Below are 16,962 nucleotides of genomic sequence, written 5' to 3' on the forward strand. Positions count from 1 at the left end.
CGGGGATACACGACGGTTTCGCCGAGACGCTTCGGTCCGCGGTTTGCCGCGACGGATGATTCGCAGATTCGACCATTGCCCGGGGTCGATCCGTTCGGTACCGTCCTTTGGCGTGCACCGGCTCGCGGCGGTGGTATTTTCCGCACTTCTTCTCGGGTTGCCGATCAGCGTGGCAGGCCCCGCCGGAGCGGTTGCGAACGGTATCGATGCACCCCCTGGCACATTCGGATTCAATACCCAGCTCACAGCCACCGGAATCCCGACACCTGATGGCGGAACTCGCGACAGTGCATGCTCGGGCGCTCTCGTAGCCCCTGAATGGATCATCTCTGCGGGACACTGCTTTCACGACGGGACAGGCATCCCGGTCGACGGGCCGCCACGGTACGAGGTGGTTGCTCATGTCGGGAAGACCCGACTGCACGACACCGGATCCTCCCAATTGTTCGGCAACGGTCACACTCTCGACGTCGTCGACGTCCGTCAGTCGTCGGTTAACGATGTCGCCTTGGCGAAGCTGTCGGAGCCGGTCTTCGACGTAGCGCCGATTTCACTTCCAGCTGGTCCTCCCGTGGTCGGGGACGTGGTTGCCATTGACGGGTGGGGTGCGCACACTTCGGTCGATCCGATGCCGGCGCCAAATGTGCGACTCGGCGGATTCCGCATCGGCGAAGTTACGGATACGACCATCAGTGTGACCGGCCTGTTGCCGCTGCGGACCACGAGCGCGTGTCTGTTCGACTCCGGCGCCCCCTACTTCGTTCCGACGAGTCTTTCCGAGGGCGTCTTGGTCGGCGTGGAAAGCGGGGGCCCGCCGTGCCCGCACGACCAGTTCGACACCGCCGCACGCATCGACAATCAAGTCGCCTGGATTCACTCTCAGATTCAAGACTGAGCACCGACATTCGCCGGCTTTGGTCCGGTCCGGCCAAGTGCGGACGTCCGGGCCGTGGTGGCCATCTGGGAGTAGGTCATTCCGAAACGAAGTTGTCGATCGAGCGGCGCGCCGCCCGAGACCTGTCGTCACCTCACGCTACTGTTTGTGTCACATCTCACAGAAGAACCTCGAGTGAGGCTAATCATGACTGGCGATTCGGGCGAAGACTGGCACTTCTACGCGGTGGTCGAAACCGCCGTGGACGGCGGTCACACTCTTGCCGAGTTCGGTCCGAGACCTACGGCACTCGACGCCCTCAGGCTGGCGGTGTACTCGATCAACCGCACCGCGTATTCGGTGCTCGAACAGGGGATCGCCGGTGACCTACGTGCCGATGCCCGTGCAGTCGAGCAGTTGCCGATCACCTCGTTCACGATTCGGCGGCATCGCCGCGGCACCAGGGAACTCGATGCTGGGTGGATGCTGAACGGCCGCAGGAATCACAAGCAACACCCTCGACCGTCGCAGGTCCCTTCCGATTCGCGAGTTGCCTCTTGAGCCTGGGGCACTAGGCCGCGAGGTTCGGTTGTTCATCGCCGTCGCTACCTACTACTCAGCACCGATCCGACTCCCGCCACGACGACGAGTGCGATCGCGGCCAGCGATTGCAGGCCGAGTACTTGCCCGAGCACGATCACACCGGCCAGTGTCGCAGCCGCTGGTTCCAGGGCAATGAGAACCGAGAACACCTTCTTGCTCATCACCTTCAACGCTCGCAACTCGAGTGAGTAGGGGATTACCGACGAAAGCAGGGCCACTCCCGCCCCGACGGCCAGGACTCGGGGATCGAAGAGTTCGGAGCCGCCCGACACCACGCCCAGCGGAATCATCAGGACTGCCGCGACGATGCTCGCTCCCGTGAGGCCATCCGCGCTGGGAACCCGTCTGGCGAGATTGGAGCCGGCGATGATGTATCCGGCCCACGCGGCCCCGGCTGTCAGCGCGAACGCCACACCGACGAGGTCGAGGGATTCGGCGCTCGAATTCTCGCGTAGGCCAAGCAGAACCACGCCGGCAAGCGCCGCCAGCACCCACACACCGTCCCGCAGTCTCCGCGAAAGCAGGGCGGCAAGAGTGAGTGGGCCCATGAATTCGATCGTGACGGCGGTTCCAAGCGGCAGCCGCGCAACGGCCTCGTAGAACGCCGAGTTCATCACGGCGAGGGCCACACCGAGCGCGAGTATTCCCTGTCGATGCGAACGCCACCACCGCCACCACCGAGGTCGTACCAGTAGGCCGAGGATGAGTGCGGCAACGGTGAGGCGCAGAAACACCGCGCCTCCCGCGCCGACCGCACTGAACAGAGTGCTGGCAAAGGCTGCGCCGAACTGTACGGACAGTACCGATCCGAGGACCGAGACGACCGGAACGATCTGACTGCGCGATTGCGCGGCCTCCGGTGCGCGGCTTGCCGTAGTCATCGGCTTGTCTCCGACCGGTCGACCGTCCAGGCGATGGCGTCGTCATCGCGGCCGACGATGAGCACGGCGTCGGACATGGACGGCTCCCTGGGGCGCGAGTTCGAGACCGTCCCAGTCTGTCACTTCTCAGATGCCACTGCGCCGTACCAATGCGTCGGTGGTGGACGGTGCGAACATACCGAGAACGCGGAGTACCTCCGCATAGGTGGGAAGGAGCTCGGTCGGTCGGGTCCGGACGGCCGTGACGAACCACTCCGCCGCCTGTTCGGGAGTCAGCGCGGGCATGGCGTCGTAGTCGGCAGTGGGCGCGATCATCGGAGTCCGTACCAGTGGGAAGTCGAGGGTAGTGACCGCGATTCCGTGCTGCTGCAGCTCCGAGCCGAGGCTCCGCCCGAACGCGCCGACCGCAGCCTTCGACGCGTGATAGGCGGCGAACTTGGGCATGACGCCTGCTGGCACGCCCCACGTCGCGACGTTGATGATGTGTCCCTCGCCTCGGTCGATCATCGACGGTAGAAATGCAAGTGTCAGTCGTGTCGAGCCGAAGTAGTTGATGGACATCGTTCGTTCGAAGTCATGGAAGCGGTCCAGAGAGTCCTCGACCGTACGCCGGATGGAGCGACCCGCGTTGTTGACGAGAACGTCCACGGGACCGATTTCGCCGAGCACCTTCGACACCAGGGCATCGACAGATTCGGGGTCAGTGAGGTCGCACGGGACAGCGTGCGCGTTGCCACCGGATTCGAGAATGTCGTCGCGAACCGACTCGAGGCCTTCTGCGCCGCGTGCGACGAGGATCACTTCCGCGCCGAGTGATGCGAGACGGCGCGCGGCAGCTTCACCGACGCCTGAGGATCCACCGGTCACGAGAATCCTCTTCCCGGCAATGGTGTGGCCGGTTTCGGGTAGGAGTCGGGAGGCCAGGGCCAGCGGGGATGGCAGTGGGTTGAGCGCGGCCTGGGTCAGAAACTGTCGGATCATGCGAAACAGACTGACAGCTCTTTGCCGGAAATGCATCAAATAACAATCAATCGTGCTTGCTTTTTTGTCTCAGGGGCGTGATGCTTGTCTCATGGTCGAACTGCAGAGGTTCATTGATGACATGCGTGCCGAGGGTGAGTCGCTGGATGCGCTGGTAGCAGACATCCCCGATTCTCTCTGGGCCCAGCCGACACCAGCCGAGGGCTGGACCATCGCCCACCAGATCGGGCACTTGCTGTGGACGGATGAAGCCGCGCTGCTCGCGATCACGAACCCCGACGGTTTTACCGAACAATTGACGGTTGCTGCAGCGAACCCGGAGGGCTTCGTCGACGCCGGCGCCGAAGAGCACGCCCAGCGGCCACCCGCGGAACTGCTGGCGGATTGGCGTACGACCAGGGCGCGTCTTGCCGACGCCCTCATCACCGTGTCTCCCGGGCAGAAGATTCTCTGGTACGGCCCACCGATGAAGGCGGCATCGATGGCAACCGCCCGATTGATGGAGACATGGGCCCACGGTCAGGACATCGCCGACGCCTTGTCGGTGTCGCGGAAACCGACGGAGCGGTTGAGGAACATCGCACATCTCGGCGTGCGCACCCGCGACTTTTCCTTCGTGGTGAACGGTCTGACAACGCCCACCGAGGAATTCCGGGTCGAGCTCACCGCCAATGACGGGGTGTCGTCGTGGGTCTGGGGTCCGGAAGATGCTGCGCAGACGGTGACCGGATCGGCGGAGCACTTCTGCCTGCTCGTCACCCAGCGCGCCCATCGTCAGGACCTCGACCTGATCGCCACCGGAGCGGACGCTGATACCTGGCTCGGCATCGCGCAAGCCTTCGCAGGCCCGTCCGGCTCCGGCCGAGAAGCGGGAACGCGATGACGGTACGGATCGGCAACTGCTCCGGTTTCTACGGTGACCGGCTGTCAGCTATGCGTGAGATGCTCGAGGGCGGCGAACTCGATTATCTGACGGGCGACTACCTCGCCGAACTGACCATGTTGATACTCGGCCGCGACCGGATGAAGGATCCCGGCCTCGGATACGCCAAGACGTTTCTCCGTCAGGCAGAGGACTGCCTGGGGCTTGCGCTGGACAAGGGTGTCCGCATCGTCGCCAACGCCGGGGGACTCAACCCCGCCGGACTGGCAGAGGCCCTGCGGACGGTGAACGACAGACTCGGGCTGTCGGCGAAGATCGCCCACGTCGAGGGGGACGACCTGGTCGCCCGTGCAGCCGAGCTCGAACTCGGTAAACCGCTGACGGCAAACGCGTACCTCGGAGCATGGGGCATCGTCGAGTGCCTGAACGCGGGAGCCGATGTCGTGGTGACTGGACGGGTCACCGACGCCTCGGTGATCGTCGGTCCGGCAGCTGCCCACTTCGGCTGGCAGCGAGACGATTTCAACAAGCTCGCCGGGGCGGTGGTTGCAGGCCACGTCATCGAGTGCGGAACCCAGGCCACAGGTGGCAACTACGCGTTCTTCACCGAGATCGCCGATCTCTACCGGCCCGGTTTCCCGATCGCGGAGATCGAGGCCGATGGGTCCTCGGTGATCACCAAGCATGCGGACACCGGCGGAGCGGTCACCGTCGGCACGGTCACCGCGCAGTTGCTGTACGAAGTGGCCGGCGGTCGTTACGCCGGGCCGGACGTGACCGCCCGAATCGACACCGCCGAATTGACGCAGGTGGGCTCCGACCGGGTGCGTATCAGCGGCGTTGCCGGCGAGGCGCCGCCCCCGCAAGTCAAGGTGTCGTTGAACAGCCTGGCCGGGTTCCGGAACGAGGCGGTGTTCGTGCTCACCGGGCTTGACATCGAGGACAAGGCGGCACTGGTGCAGCGTCAGTTCGAGGGCGGGCTTCGTGCCCGACCGGCCGAACTCGACTGGTCACTCGCACGCACCGACCACCCGGACGCCGCCACCGAAGAGGCGGCGAGCGCGTTGCTACGCTGCACCGTTCGAGATCCCGACCCGAAGTTGGTGGGGCGAGGATTCTCTGCGGTCGCGGTAGAACTCGCTCTTGCGAGCTATCCTGGATTCACTCTGACAGCGCCACCCGGCGAGGGTGTGCCATACGGGGTCTTCACTCCGGGTTACGTTGATGCCAAGCAGGTTCCGCACGTCGCGGTGCTGCCGGACGGTACGCGCGTGAACGTCGAGCCGACAGCTCGGGTCCGCGACCTGGAGGAGGTCGCCGAACCCGACCTGCCGACGCCGCTGGATACGGGACCGACGACCCGCGTACCGCTGGGGACGGTCGTCGGCGCCCGCAGCGGCGACAAGGGCGGCAACGCAAACGTTGGGGTGTGGGTGCGTACTGACGAGGAGTGGCGCTGGCTCGTGCACGCGCTGACCGTCGACGAGTTGAAGCGGCTCCTCCCGGAAGCCGCCGACCTTGCTGTCACGCGGTACGTGCTGCCGAAGTTGCGCGCCGTCAACTTCGTCATCGAGGGAATCCTGGGCGAGGGTGTGGCGTCCCAGGCGCGGTTCGACCCGCAGGCCAAGGGGCTCGGCGAGTGGCTTCGATCGCGCCATCTCGACATCCCGGACAGGCTTGTCGAAGGGAAAGTCCTGTGAGCGTGTGGGATACGCCGGAGCGACACCAGCTGCGCAAGACTGTGCGCGCCTTCGTCGAACGGAAAATACTGCCGCACCTCGACGAGTGGGAGCGCAGCGGTGAACTACCCCGATCGCTGCACCGTGAGGCCGCCGAACTCGGACTGCTGGGTGCAGGATTTCCGGAGTCCGTCGGCGGCGGGGGCGGTGACCTGGTCGATACCATCCTGATCTGCGAGGAGTTCCATCAGGCCGGGGCATCCGGTGGTGCGTTCGCATCGCTCTTCACGGCTGGCATCGCGCTGCCACATCTAGTGGCCGCTGGGGATCCGGACCAGATCGAGAAGTGGGTGCGTCCCACCCTCCGTGGGGAACTCATCGGGTCGCTGGCCATCACCGAACCGGGCGGCGGTTCCGATGTCGGCCACCTCCGGACCACCGCGGTGCGCGATGGCGACCACTTCATCGTGAACGGTTCGAAGACTTTCATCACTTCTGCCGTCCGGGCTGATTTCGTGGTCGCTGCCGTGCGAACGGGCGGGCCGGGGGCGTCGGGAGTCTCCCTGCTCGTGATCGAGAAGGGAACGCCGGGATTCGAGGTGGCCCGCAAACTCGACAAGATGGGGTGGCGCGCCTCCGACACCGCCGAGTTGTCCTTCGCGGACGCGCGGGTCCCGGTCGCGAACCTGGTCGGTGCCGAGAACAGCGGTTTCGCGCAGATCGCTCAGGCGTTCCTCACCGAGCGGATCGCGCTCGCCGCTCAGGCGTATTCGAGCGCGCAGCGGTGCCTCGACCTCACCCTGCGGTGGGTTCGGGACCGGGAGACCTTCGGCCGTCCGCTGATCAGCAGGCAATCGGTACAGAACACCGTCACGGAGATGGCGCGCAAGGTCGACGTTGCACGGGTGTACACGCGCGCGCTCGTGGAGCGGTCGTTGACGTCGAACGAGGACTTCATCGCTGAGGTGTGCTTCGCGAAGAACACCGCGGTGGAGGCGGGAGAGTGGGTCGCCAACCAGGCGGTCCAGTTGCACGGCGGGCTGGGTTACATGTCCGAGAGCGAAGTAGAACGCCAGTACCGCGACATGCGGATCCTGGGTATCGGGGGCGGGACCACCGAGATCCTCACCGGGCTCGCAGCCAAGAGATTGGGGTATCAGTCATGACGACGCTGAAGTCAGCGCTCGACACGAATTCTGCGGAGTATGCAGAGGCTGCGGAGGCCATGATCGGCAAGCTTGCCGAGATCGAGGCCGAGCACGTCAAGGTGCTCGCAGGAGGCGGGGAGAAGTACACGGAGCGGCACAAGAAGCGTGGGAAACTTCTCGCGCGGGAGCGGATAGAGCTGCTGCTCGACCCCGACTCGCCGTTTCTGGAACTGTGCCCGCTCGCGGCATGGGGGAGCGACTTCCCCGTGGGCGGCAGTACCGTCGTCGGAATCGGTGTGGTGGAGGGCGTCGAGTGTCTGATCGTCGCCAACGATCCCACTGTCCGCGGCGGAACCAGCAACCCGTGGACACTGCGGAAGGGATTCCGCGCCAACGATATCGCCCGGCAGAATCGGCTGCCTGTCATCTCCCTCGTGGAGTCGGGGGGCGCCGACCTTCCGACGCAGAAGGAGGTGTTCATCCCAGGGGGCCGTATGTTCCGCGACCTCACCCAGCTGTCAGCGGAAGGCATCCCCACGATCGCGCTGGTGTTCGGCAATTCTACGGCCGGCGGCGCCTACATCCCCGGGATGTCCGATCACGTCGTCATGGTCAAGGAACGGTCCAAAGTCTTTCTAGCCGGGCCGCCTTTGGTGAAGATGGCCACCGGTGAGGAGTCCGACGACGAGACCCTCGGTGGTGCCGAGATGCATGCGCGCAAGTCCGGTCTCGCCGACTACCTGGCCGTCGACGAGCAGGACGCAATCCGAATCGGGCGCAACATCGTCAAGAGGCTGGGCTGGAAGAAGCAGGGTCCGGCCCCTCGCGCCGAGGTGATCGAACCGCTCGAGAACCCGGAGGAGTTGCTCGGCATCGTTCCTGCCGACCTGAAGATCCCGTTCGATCCGCGCGAGGTGATCGCCCGCATCGTCGACGGCTCCGATTTCGACGAGTTCAAGCAAATGTACGGTTCCTCACTGGTGACGGGTTGGGCCGAGCTGCACGGCTACCCGGTTGGCATTCTTGCCAATGCCCGCGGTGTGCTGTTCAGTGAGGAGTCTCAGAAGGCCACCCAGTTCATCCAGCTCGCGAACCGGTCGAACACGCCACTTCTGTTCCTGCACAACACCACCGGATACATGGTGGGCAAGGAGTACGAGGAGCGCGGCATGATCAAACACGGATCGATGATGATCAATGCTGTGTCCAACTCGAAGGTCCCACACATCTCGATCCTGCTCGGCGCTTCGTATGGGGCCGGGCACTACGGCATGTGTGGGCGCGCATTCGACCCGCGGTTCCTGTTCGCCTGGCCCAGTTCCAAGTCCGCGGTGATGGGTGGCGCGCAGCTTGCCGGGGTGATCTCCATCGTCAGTCGTGCCGCGGCCGAGGCTCGTGGGCAGGCCTTCGACGAGGAGGCCGACGCAGGCATGCGGGCGATGATCGAGAACCAAATCGAAGCCGAGTCGGTGCCGATGTTCCTGTCCGGCAGGCTATACGACGACGGCGTGATCGATCCGCGAGATACCCGAACGGTGGTGGGAATGTGCCTGTCGGCTATTGCCAACGCCCCGATCAAGGGCGCCGAGAACTTCGGCGTCTTCCGGATGTGAGGACTGTGTTGACTACCCCAACCACTCCACTCGCCCCGAGCACGATCCATTCCGTGCTGGTCGCCAACCGCGGCGAGATTGCGCGTCGCATCTTCGCCACCTGCCGACGTGTAGGTATCGGTACCGTCGCCGTGTACTCGGACCCCGACGCACAGAGCCCGCACGTCTCGGAAGCGGATGTCTCGGTCCGACTGAAAGGCAGCAGCCCCGCCGACACGTATCTTCGCGGCGACCTCGTCATCGAGGCGGCGTTGCGCGCCGGCGCGGATGCCATCCACCCCGGCTACGGGTTTCTCTCGGAGAATGCGGAGTTCGCAAGTGCGGTAATCGAGGCAGGACTGACGTGGATCGGTCCGCCGCCTGCCGCCATCGAGACGATGGGCTCCAAGGTGGAGTCGAAGAAGCTGATGTCCGTTGCCGGTGTTCCGGTACTGGCTGAGCTCGACCCCGCATCGGTTACCGAGGCCGATCTGCCGGTTCTCGTGAAGGCGTCCGCGGGGGGCGGCGGTCGCGGTATGCGCGTGGTTCGTGCACTCGCGGACTTGCCGGAGCAGCTGGAAGCAGCACGTCGCGAAGCCCAGTCGGCTTTCGGTGATCCGACCGTCTTCTGTGAGCGATTCCTCGAAACGGGTAGGCACATCGAGGTCCAGATCATGGCGGACCGGCACGGAGCGGTCTGGGCGGTGGGGGAGCGGGAGTGCTCGATTCAGCGTCGTCACCAGAAGGTGGTCGAAGAAGCGCCGTCACCGTTGGTCGAGGCTCGTCCGGGCATGCGGGACAGGCTCTTCGAAGCTGCCAGGCTCGCAGCAAAGGCCATCGACTACGAAGGTGCCGGTACGGTCGAGTTCCTGGCGGACGAGGCAGGCGACTTCTACTTCCTCGAAATGAACACACGGTTGCAGGTCGAGCATCCGGTCACCGAATGCACCACGGGACTAGACCTCGTGGACCTGCAACTGCAGGTGGCGTCGGGACAGGCTCTCGCCGCCGAATCGACTGCCGTGTCGGGTCACTCCATCGAAGTCCGGTTGTATGCCGAGGATCCGGCACAGAACTGGCAGCCGCAGAGCGGGCCTGTTCACCGCATCGAACTTCCCGGCGACTACGCCGAGTTCGACGTCCTGCGCACGGCGGGAATCCGGCTCGATTCCGGAGTGGTCGACGGTTCGACGGTCGGTGTGCACTATGACCCGATGCTCGCCAAGGTCATCTCGTTTGCACCCACCCGCACGCAGGCGGCCACCCGGCTCGCCGCAGCGTTGAGTCGCGCCAAGATTCACGGTTTGCGCACCAACCGGGACCTGCTGGTAAACGTGCTCCGTCATCCGGCTTTCCTCGCCGGTGACACCGACACGGCCTTCTTCGACACCCACTCGCTGGAAGTGCTGTCGCGACCTCTGGCGTCATCCGAGACGGAACGACTCTCGGCGCTTGCCGCCGCACTTGCCGACGCCGCGCACAACCGAGACGCCGCCGCGGTCAACAGATCGGTGCCCGGCGGGTGGCGGAATTTGGCGTCCGCTCCGCAGACCAAGAGCTTCAACGGAAGCAGCGGAGACATCGAGATCCGATACCTGCTCACCCGATCCGGGCTGAGCGCCGACGGGTTCGAGAACGTCACACTCGAGTCGGCCACGTCACGGCACGTCGTGCTCGAGGCCGGCGGCCTGCGGCGCTCGTTCGAGGTGGCCCGGTACGGGGACGACGTATTCGTGGACTCCGCGCTCGGGCCGGTGAGCCTGCATGCGGCGCCGCGGTTCACCGACCCCAGCGAAGTAGTGGCCGAAGGATCGCTGCTGGCGCCGATGCCGGGCTCGGTGATTCGGCTGGGCGCGGCGGTCGGCGACTCTGTCATTGCGGGGCAGCCGATCGTCTGGCTCGAGGCAATGAAGATGGAACACACGATCAAGGCGCCGACCGCAGGCATCGTCAGCGAACTGGCGGTCGTCGCAGGCCAGCAGGTCGACCTGGGAACGGTATTGGCTGTAGTAGAAGCGTCCACCGTCGACGCAGCAGAATATGAGGGAGAGTCATGAGTTTCATCGAGACCGAAGAGCAAAAGGAACTCCGGGCCTCGGTGTCCCGGCTCGGGGAGCGCTTCAACTACATCGACTACGTTCTACCGAAGGCGCGACGCGGAGAGCCGTTGACCGAACTGTGGAACGAGGCAGGCAAGCTCGGGTTCCTCGGGGTCAACCTGCCCGAGGAGTACGGCGGAGGTGGTGCGGGCATCTACGAACTCGCCCTGGTCCAGGAGGAGCTCGCCGCCCACGGTGCGGGCCTGCTGCTGGTGGTCGTGTCTCCTGCCATCTGCGGCACCATCATCGGCAAGTACGGCACCGAAGACCAGAAGCAGAAGTGGCTGACCGGTCTCGCCGACGGTTCGAAGATCATGGCCTTCGGCATCACCGAGGCCGATGCCGGCTCCAACTCGCACCAGATCACGACCACTGCGCGACGTGATGGCGAGGACTGGCTGCTGACAGGGAACAAGGTCTTCATCTCGGGTGTCGACCAGGCCGACGCCGTGCTGATCGTCGCCCGGACCGAGGACTCGAAGACCGGGAAGCTGAAGCCGGCGCTGTTCATCGTCCCCACCGACGCCGAGAACTTCGTGAAGACGCCGGTGGAGATGGACATCGTCGAACCCGACCACCAGTTCATGCTGTTTCTCGACAACGTCCGGCTCCCCGCGGACGCATTGGTGGGAGAGGCGGACGCGGCGCTGATGCAGCTGTTCTCCGGGCTCAACCCCGAGCGCATCCTTGCCACGGCGATGGCAATCGGCGTCGGTCGCTATGCCCTCGACGCCGCGGTCGACTTCGCCAAGCAACGTACGGTCTGGAAGGACCCCATCGGCGCCCACCAAGGGATCTCCCACCCTCTGGCACAGGCCAAGATCGAACTGGAACTCGCCAAGCTGATGATGCAGAAGGCCGCCGTGCTCTATGACAGCGGCGACGACTTCGGTGCCGCCGAGGCTGCGAACATGGCCAAGTATGCGGCCGCGGAGGCCAGCATCAAGGCACTCGACCAGGCGATCCAGACGCACGGTGGTGCCGGTCTCACCAAGGAGTATGGGCTCGCTGCCATGCTCGGGGCTGCACGAATCGGCCGCGTCGCTCCGGTGAGCCGCGAGATGGTCCTGAACTTCGTTTCCCAGCATTCGCTGGGCTTGCCGAAGTCGTACTGAGCAAGTCGAAACGAGCAGGGAGGAATCCATGACCGACACCGGAGCGGACACGAATGTGACCTCGGACCGCTACGTAAGGTACGAGGTGGAGCGCGGATTCGCGACTCTCACACTCGACTCTCCGCACAACCGGAACGCCATTTCGGGCCGGCTGGTCAGCGAGCTCCACGAGGGTCTGCGTGCTGCGGCCGCGGACCCGGACGTCCGTGCCGTCGTTCTGAGCCATACCGGGGGTACGTTCTGCGCCGGGGCTGACCTCAGCGAGACCTCGGGAGACGTCGGCTCGCGGACCAAGGAGATGGCGGAGTTGTTGCGCGCCATCGTCGAGTTGCCGAAGCCGGTGATCGGGAAGATCGACGGACACGTCCGGGCCGGCGGTATGGGGCTTGTCGGAGCGTGTGACCTTGCTGTCGCCGGGCCGCGAAGCACCTTCGCCCTCACCGAGGTGCGACTCGGACTCGCGGCGTCGATCATCTCGCTCACCGTCCTGCCACGAATCGATTCTCGAGCCGCGAGTCGGTACTTCCTAACGGGGGAGAAGTTCGGTGCCGACGAAGCGGAGGCCATCGGACTGATCACTGCTGCCGCCCAGGATCCGAATGTCACGGTCGAGGAGTTGCTCGATCAGTTCAGGCAAGCGTCGCCGCAGGGGCTGGCCGAGTCGAAGACGTTGACCACCCGCGCCACGCTCGCCGATTTCGACCGGTACACCGAGGCGTTGATTGCACAGTCGGCGAGGCTCTTCGAGTCCGAGGAGGCAGGGGAAGGCATGACGGCATTTCTGCAGAAGCGGCCGCCGCGATGGGCACCCGGTGCAGCACATGGTTGAAAAGTCCCCGGACTCGACCCACGCAAGCCGGTGAGTCGCGACCAGCGGGAAGGTGAACGATGACCAGCGAACCGAAGCAGGACCGCAGCCGGGTCACGCGTCGACACTTGCTCGAGGAAACCATCGATTGCCTCGCCGAACTGGGTTGGGGCGCCACGACCGTGAGTCTCGTGGCGCAGCGAGCCGGTGTGTCCCGCGGCGCGGCACAGCACCACTTCCCAACCCGTGAAGACCTCTTCACGGCCGCCCTCGAGGTCATGTTCGAAGCTCGGATGGAACAGGCGCGACGCGAGGCCACTGACCTTCCGACCGGACCGGGCCGGACGGAGGCAGTGGTCTCGAGGCTTGTCGACTACTACACGGGAACCCTGTTCAAGGCCGCCTTGCAGGTGTGGACGGCAGCCGCCGCGGACCCAGAACTTCGGGCACGAATCGTGCCCCTCGAGGAACGGTTCGGCAGGATCGCACATCGCACCGCCGTCGAACACCTGGGTTTCGACGACTCGGATCCGGTTGCGCACCGCCTGATGCAGGCAACCCTCGATCTCGCTCGCGGACTGGGTCTCGCGGACGTACTCACGGACGATTCCAAGCGGCGGGCCGAGGTCGTACGCAACTGGTCGGCGCAGTTGGACGCCGCCCTGGCGCACCGCGGTGATGAGGCACCACCGCGGTGCGGTGAGTCGGCACCACCGCGGTGCGGTGATGAGGCAGAGCCGCGGGGCGGTGATGAGGCAGAGCCGCGGTCCGGTGAGTCGGTAGAGCGACCGGACCACGCATGACGTGTCGGGCGCCGAGCAAGGCGATCGGTAGAGTCACCGACTATGGGCCGAAAATGGGGAGCGCTCGTCCTGGTCGCCGTCTCGGCGGTCCTGGTCGGCTGTGCGAATGAGGGAGACGATTCGAGTACTGTCGCCACCGCCGCGCCACGGCAGGTGACCGATCCGGGGCCGTTCTTCGGACTGTGCGGCTCCGTCACTGACGAGGAGGTGGCGGCGGCATTCGGGATGCCATCCTTCGTCGATGTGACGCGCAATTCGGTCGGCTGCGAATGGGACGTGACGGGACCGGGTGGGCCGAGCGTGACGTTCTCGTGGTACCGCGGCAGTCCTATCGGCCGAGAACGCGCCGGATCCGAGTTGATCGGCAGACCTGCCACAGAAATCGACGTGCAGGGCCACCCCGGATTCATGGCATCGTCGGAAGGGATCCTGTGTGAACTCGGAGTCGAGTTCGGTGGGGACTTCATCCACTGGTCGGTGATGTATGCGAACGCGCAGCCGACTGCCGACCCCTGCACGGTGGCTCGTGATCTTGCGGAACTCAGTGTCTCGAGGGCGGTATGAGCATGAATGTGACCAGTCGCCGGATGCGGCGTGCCGCGCAGATAGTCAGCGCGACGGCCGCAGCCGGGTTGATTGCCGGGTGCAGTTCGACCATCGAGGGCACCCCCCGCGCCGAGGGAGCATTCTCGTCCGGTGACAACGGGGAGTTCACCGCACTGCTCGAGGAATGCAATGCGGTCTCGGAAGATCAGATCGCGCAAACCGTCGGCGCCCTGGCAATTTCACGTGGCTTTTTCGGCGCGATTTGTCGGTGGGACACGATCGGCGCGGACGGACCGGGGAAGGTGACGTTCAACTGGTTCGAGACGGGGTCGCTGGATACCGAGCAGTCGACGGGCGAGAAGTTGGGCTATGCGGTCGAGTCGTCGACCGTCCAGGGGCGCAGGTCTGTGGTGATGCGGCCCCCGGAGGACCCCGGCTCATGTGGTGTGACCGTCGGATCACCATCCGGTGGGGTCGTGGGTTGGTGGGTGCAGTTCAAGAACGGGGCGATGGATCCGTGTGATGCGGCGTCGACTCTCGCAAACATGACGGTCAACCGGAGCATCTAGTGCCTTCGATCGCACCGATCGTGCTCACCTGAAAGGGCGTCGCCGCACTGCGCGATTCGGCTGACCGAACAGATCGGCAAGTCAGCTAGGGATTGTGGGGCGACGATGGCTGACCGCGACTATGTCGAAGTGGCCGGTCCTGACTTCGCGCACGAAGTGGCGGTTCTTGTCGCTGAGATCGTGGGTAGCGTGCTCGAGAGAACAGAAGGGGGAGGTCATGCGTAAGACCAAGACTGGACCACTTGGCTACTTGTCGGAATTTTGGCTGTTGGCAGCGTGTGTATTTCTACTTTTCATGGCAGGAGCACAACCGTGGTTGTACGTATTCCCAGGGATTCTCTTTGTGGCTCAAGTCGGTTTCATTGTTCGCGCGCGGATGATTGAGTCGAACCAGTAAAACCGATCATCACGATGCCCCGAATTTCCCGAGCTGCCGAACAAGAAGCTCTCCTCCCGGCCATCCCAGGGTGTGCCGGAAGGGGGACTATTGCTCCATCGGAAGGATTCCGCGATCCGTGAAGACGTCCTTGGCGACGAAGGTGGCGTTCATTGCCTTCGGCATTCCGCAGTAGACGGCCGAGTGCAGGAGTGCTTCGAGGATTTCTTCAGGTTTCAGTCCGATGTTGAGCGCCGCGTTGATGTGGACGGTCAGTAGCGATTCGCAGCCGCCGAGGGCGGTCAGCATACCGACGGTCAATAGTTGTCGATCCCGGAGTGATAGTCCGGGCCGACCGTAGATGTCGCCGTATGCCCATGCCGTTATCTGGTGGCTGAGTTCGGGTGAGGCTTCGGCGAGTGATTCGAGGTTTTTCTGGCCACGTTCGCCGTGGAGGGAAGCGACGATTTTCAATCCCCGGGCGAACCGTTCGTCCCGAGTCTCCGCAGGGTCTTCGGGTGTAGAGGTCATCGTGGGCCTTCTTTCTTGCTGCTCGGGCACGGACCGGGACGTCGCCTGTGGCAGAGGGCCGAGTGAATCGCGATATGCGGCTCCACTACCGATGGTCGGTCACGCTTCCTCCCCTCTCCGCGGGACAGGGGAGGGCATAGCAGCAACCATAGAACTTGGCTCCCGCCTCCGGCTAAGTCCGAACTCGTGGTGGGCCACTACGTGAACGACGAAACGGGCACTGGGCCGGGTGCATTTGGAACATCAGGTCCCGGTATGCCTGGAGTCTCGTATGCAGATGTTCGCCATGATCAGGGGCTCGCAGTTCGCCACGCAGCAACCCTCGGGTCACTTTGACCTTCCAGCGCGCCGACAGGTATTGTTGGGGGTCGTGTCCGGCCTGCCCGGGCCGATCTGTGTGCCTAGCATGGTATTGCCGAGCGCGCGTTCGTACAGATCCTCTGTATAGAACGGGCATTTGGCTGCCTGTGTGGGGGTATGCGACACACCCGACCTCGGGTACACGGGGTACGGGTGAGGGGCAGCAGCTCTCTTGTCCCAACTGCTAGATCCCTAATTTCAGAACAGCCAAGGTTGCTCGTCCAGAGCAGTCTGTTCAATTCAATACGAGGAAAGCCGGTAAATGCCAACCATCAATCAGCTGGTCCGAAAGGGCCGCCGCGACAAGACCGCCAAGGTCAAGACGGCAGCCCTGAAGGGCAGTCCACAGCGTCGTGGCGTGTGTACCCGTGTGTACACCACCACCCCGAAGAAGCCGAACTCCGCGCTTCGTAAGGTCGCGCGTGTGCGTCTGACGAGCTCCGTAGAGGTCACCGCCTACATCCCTGGTGAGGGCCACAACCTGCAGGAGCACTCGATGGTGCTCGTCCGAGGTGGTCGTGTGAAGGACCTCCCCGGTGTTCGGTACAAGATCATCCGCGGCTCGCTCGACACCCAGGGTGTCAAGGGCCGCAAGCAGGCACGCAGCCGCTACGGCGCCAAGAAGGAGAAGAGCTGATGCCACGTAAGGGCCCCGCTCCGAAGCGCCCCCTCATCAACGACCCGGTTTACGGTTCACCCTTGGTGACCCAGCTGGTCAACAAGATCTTGCTGGATGGCAAGAAGTCCACCGCTGAGCGAATCGTGTACCAAGCCCTCGAGATGGCACGCGAGAAGACGGGCACCGACCCGGTCGTCACGCTCAAGCGCGCGCTGGACAACGTCAAGCCCGCTCTCGAGGTGCGTAGCCGTCGTGTCGGTGGCGCCACCTACCAGGTGCCGGTCGAGGTTCGCCCCGGTCGCTCCACCACACTGGCCTTGCGCTGGCTGGTCACCTTCTCGCGCGCACGTCGTGAGAAGACGATGGTCGAGCGTCTCGCCAACGAGCTCCTCGACGCGAGCAACGGCCTCGGTGCCGCTGTGAAGCGCCGCGAGGACACTCACAAGATGGCAGAGGCCAACAGGGCATTCGCCCACTACCGCTGGTGACTTCACG

The 16,962-nt window shown here is 64.5% G+C and carries 17 protein-coding genes; 14 read left to right on the forward strand and 3 right to left on the reverse strand.

What is annotated here, in order from left to right; genetic code table 11:
* Positions 1–112: 112 nt before the first annotated feature.
* Entirely contained in the window at positions 113–895 is a 783-nt protein-coding gene (locus AB0I57_RS15970) for a trypsin-like serine protease (RefSeq protein WP_358337008.1), read from the forward strand.
* Positions 896–1,081: 186 nt separating this feature from the next.
* Positions 1,082–1,435, forward strand: coding sequence for a hypothetical protein (locus AB0I57_RS15975; RefSeq protein ID WP_358337010.1), 354 nt, complete (start codon positions 1,082–1,084; stop codon positions 1,433–1,435).
* A gap of 44 nt (positions 1,436–1,479) precedes the next feature.
* Here the strand turns inward: AB0I57_RS15975 and AB0I57_RS15980 are convergent, their stop codons facing one another.
* Positions 1,480–2,358 (reverse strand): EamA family transporter, encoded by an 879-nt coding sequence (locus AB0I57_RS15980; RefSeq protein WP_358337013.1) that lies wholly within the window; start codon positions 2,356–2,358, stop codon positions 1,480–1,482.
* A gap of 126 nt (positions 2,359–2,484) precedes the next feature.
* Complete coding sequence (locus AB0I57_RS15985) at positions 2,485–3,339, reverse strand: SDR family oxidoreductase (protein WP_358337016.1); 855 nt, start codon at positions 3,337–3,339, stop codon at positions 2,485–2,487.
* A 91-nt stretch (positions 3,340–3,430) separates the two neighbouring features.
* On the opposite strand from AB0I57_RS15985, the gene AB0I57_RS15990 reads away from it, so the two are divergent.
* Genes AB0I57_RS15990 through AB0I57_RS16035 form a run of 10 tightly spaced genes read left to right on the forward strand, consistent with a single transcriptional unit; the run spans position 3,431 to position 14,581 of the window.
* Positions 3,431–4,222 (forward strand): TIGR03084 family metal-binding protein, encoded by a 792-nt coding sequence (locus AB0I57_RS15990; RefSeq protein ID WP_358337019.1) that lies wholly within the window; start codon positions 3,431–3,433, stop codon positions 4,220–4,222.
* On the forward strand, positions 4,219–5,922 hold the full coding sequence (locus AB0I57_RS15995) for an acyclic terpene utilization AtuA family protein (RefSeq protein WP_358337022.1): 1,704 nt from the start codon (positions 4,219–4,221) through the stop codon (positions 5,920–5,922). The genes AB0I57_RS15990 and AB0I57_RS15995 overlap by 4 nt, the downstream gene beginning before the upstream one ends.
* The gene (locus tag AB0I57_RS16000) at positions 5,919–7,067 is read left to right on the forward strand and encodes an acyl-CoA dehydrogenase family protein (protein ID WP_358337025.1); all 1,149 of its coding nucleotides are present in this window, start codon (positions 5,919–5,921) and stop codon (positions 7,065–7,067) included. Before AB0I57_RS15995 ends, AB0I57_RS16000 begins: the two co-directional genes overlap by 4 nt.
* Positions 7,064–8,662 carry a carboxyl transferase domain-containing protein gene (locus AB0I57_RS16005; RefSeq protein WP_358337028.1) on the forward strand — a complete coding sequence of 533 codons (1,599 nt, stop codon included), beginning with the start codon at positions 7,064–7,066 and terminating at the stop codon, positions 8,660–8,662. The genes AB0I57_RS16000 and AB0I57_RS16005 overlap by 4 nt, the downstream gene beginning before the upstream one ends.
* An 8-nt stretch (positions 8,663–8,670) precedes the next feature.
* A complete protein-coding gene (locus AB0I57_RS16010) occupies positions 8,671–10,698 on the forward strand; it encodes a biotin carboxylase N-terminal domain-containing protein (protein ID WP_358337030.1) in 2,028 nt (675 codons plus the stop codon).
* Positions 10,695–11,855 (forward strand): acyl-CoA dehydrogenase family protein, encoded by a 1,161-nt coding sequence (locus AB0I57_RS16015; RefSeq protein WP_358337033.1) that lies wholly within the window; start codon positions 10,695–10,697, stop codon positions 11,853–11,855. Before AB0I57_RS16010 ends, AB0I57_RS16015 begins: the two co-directional genes overlap by 4 nt.
* 28 nt (positions 11,856–11,883) lie before the next feature.
* Complete coding sequence (locus AB0I57_RS16020; protein WP_358337036.1) at positions 11,884–12,684, forward strand: enoyl-CoA hydratase family protein; 801 nt, start codon at positions 11,884–11,886, stop codon at positions 12,682–12,684.
* A gap of 59 nt (positions 12,685–12,743) precedes the next feature.
* Complete coding sequence (locus AB0I57_RS16025; protein WP_358337039.1) at positions 12,744–13,466, forward strand: TetR/AcrR family transcriptional regulator; 723 nt, start codon at positions 12,744–12,746, stop codon at positions 13,464–13,466.
* A gap of 42 nt (positions 13,467–13,508) precedes the next feature.
* The gene (locus AB0I57_RS16030) at positions 13,509–14,030 is read left to right on the forward strand and encodes a DUF3558 domain-containing protein (RefSeq protein WP_358337042.1); all 522 of its coding nucleotides are present in this window, start codon (positions 13,509–13,511) and stop codon (positions 14,028–14,030) included.
* A gap of 2 nt (positions 14,031–14,032) precedes the next feature.
* Positions 14,033–14,581: a DUF3558 domain-containing protein gene (locus AB0I57_RS16035; RefSeq protein ID WP_358337045.1), complete on the forward strand. Its 549-nt coding sequence runs from the start codon at positions 14,033–14,035 to the stop codon at positions 14,579–14,581.
* A 484-nt stretch (positions 14,582–15,065) separates the two neighbouring features.
* On the opposite strand, the gene AB0I57_RS16040 is transcribed toward AB0I57_RS16035, so the two are convergent.
* Positions 15,066–15,488, reverse strand: a complete 423-nt coding sequence (locus AB0I57_RS16040; protein WP_358337048.1) for a carboxymuconolactone decarboxylase family protein — start codon at positions 15,486–15,488, stop codon at positions 15,066–15,068.
* A gap of 622 nt (positions 15,489–16,110) precedes the next feature.
* On the opposite strand from AB0I57_RS16040, the gene rpsL reads away from it, so the two are divergent.
* Together rpsL and rpsG are read left to right on the forward strand one after the other, a co-directional pair.
* Complete coding sequence (gene rpsL / locus AB0I57_RS16045) at positions 16,111–16,485, forward strand: 30S ribosomal protein S12 (RefSeq protein WP_005252198.1); 375 nt, start codon at positions 16,111–16,113, stop codon at positions 16,483–16,485.
* A complete protein-coding gene (rpsG, locus tag AB0I57_RS16050; RefSeq protein WP_358337051.1) occupies positions 16,485–16,955 on the forward strand; it encodes a 30S ribosomal protein S7 in 471 nt (156 codons plus the stop codon). The genes rpsL and rpsG overlap by 1 nt, the downstream gene beginning before the upstream one ends.
* The last annotated feature ends 7 nt before the right edge of the window (positions 16,956–16,962 follow it).

This window comes from Rhodococcus sp. NPDC049939 (genome assembly GCF_040656415.1).
Lineage (GTDB): Bacteria > Actinomycetota > Actinomycetes > Mycobacteriales > Mycobacteriaceae > Rhodococcus_F.

Excerpts from the sequence above, each read along its gene's own strand:
- AB0I57_RS16035 (WP_358337045.1), top strand. The coding sequence starts at position 14,033 with ATGAATGTGACCAGTCGCCGGATGCGGCGTGCCGCGCAGATAGTCAGC.
- AB0I57_RS16005 (WP_358337028.1), top strand. The coding sequence starts at position 7,064 with ATGACGACGCTGAAGTCAGCGCTCGACACGAATTCTGCGGAGTATGCA.
- AB0I57_RS16025 (WP_358337039.1), top strand. The coding sequence starts at position 12,744 with ATGACCAGCGAACCGAAGCAGGACCGCAGCCGGGTCACGCGTCGACAC.
- AB0I57_RS16030 (WP_358337042.1), top strand. The coding sequence starts at position 13,509 with ATGGGCCGAAAATGGGGAGCGCTCGTCCTGGTCGCCGTCTCGGCGGTC.
- AB0I57_RS15980 (WP_358337013.1), bottom strand. The coding sequence starts at position 2,358 with ATGACTACGGCAAGCCGCGCACCGGAGGCCGCGCAATCGCGCAGTCAG.
- AB0I57_RS15985 (WP_358337016.1), bottom strand. The coding sequence starts at position 3,339 with ATGATCCGACAGTTTCTGACCCAGGCCGCGCTCAACCCACTGCCATCC.
- AB0I57_RS15995 (WP_358337022.1), top strand. The coding sequence starts at position 4,219 with ATGACGGTACGGATCGGCAACTGCTCCGGTTTCTACGGTGACCGGCTG.
- rpsG (WP_358337051.1), top strand. The coding sequence starts at position 16,485 with ATGCCACGTAAGGGCCCCGCTCCGAAGCGCCCCCTCATCAACGACCCG.
- rpsL (WP_005252198.1), top strand. The coding sequence starts at position 16,111 with ATGCCAACCATCAATCAGCTGGTCCGAAAGGGCCGCCGCGACAAGACC.
- AB0I57_RS16040 (WP_358337048.1), bottom strand. The coding sequence starts at position 15,488 with ATGACCTCTACACCCGAAGACCCTGCGGAGACTCGGGACGAACGGTTC.
- AB0I57_RS15975 (WP_358337010.1), top strand. The coding sequence starts at position 1,082 with ATGACTGGCGATTCGGGCGAAGACTGGCACTTCTACGCGGTGGTCGAA.
- AB0I57_RS15990 (WP_358337019.1), top strand. The coding sequence starts at position 3,431 with ATGGTCGAACTGCAGAGGTTCATTGATGACATGCGTGCCGAGGGTGAG.
- AB0I57_RS16020 (WP_358337036.1), top strand. The coding sequence starts at position 11,884 with ATGACCGACACCGGAGCGGACACGAATGTGACCTCGGACCGCTACGTA.
- AB0I57_RS16015 (WP_358337033.1), top strand. The coding sequence starts at position 10,695 with ATGAGTTTCATCGAGACCGAAGAGCAAAAGGAACTCCGGGCCTCGGTG.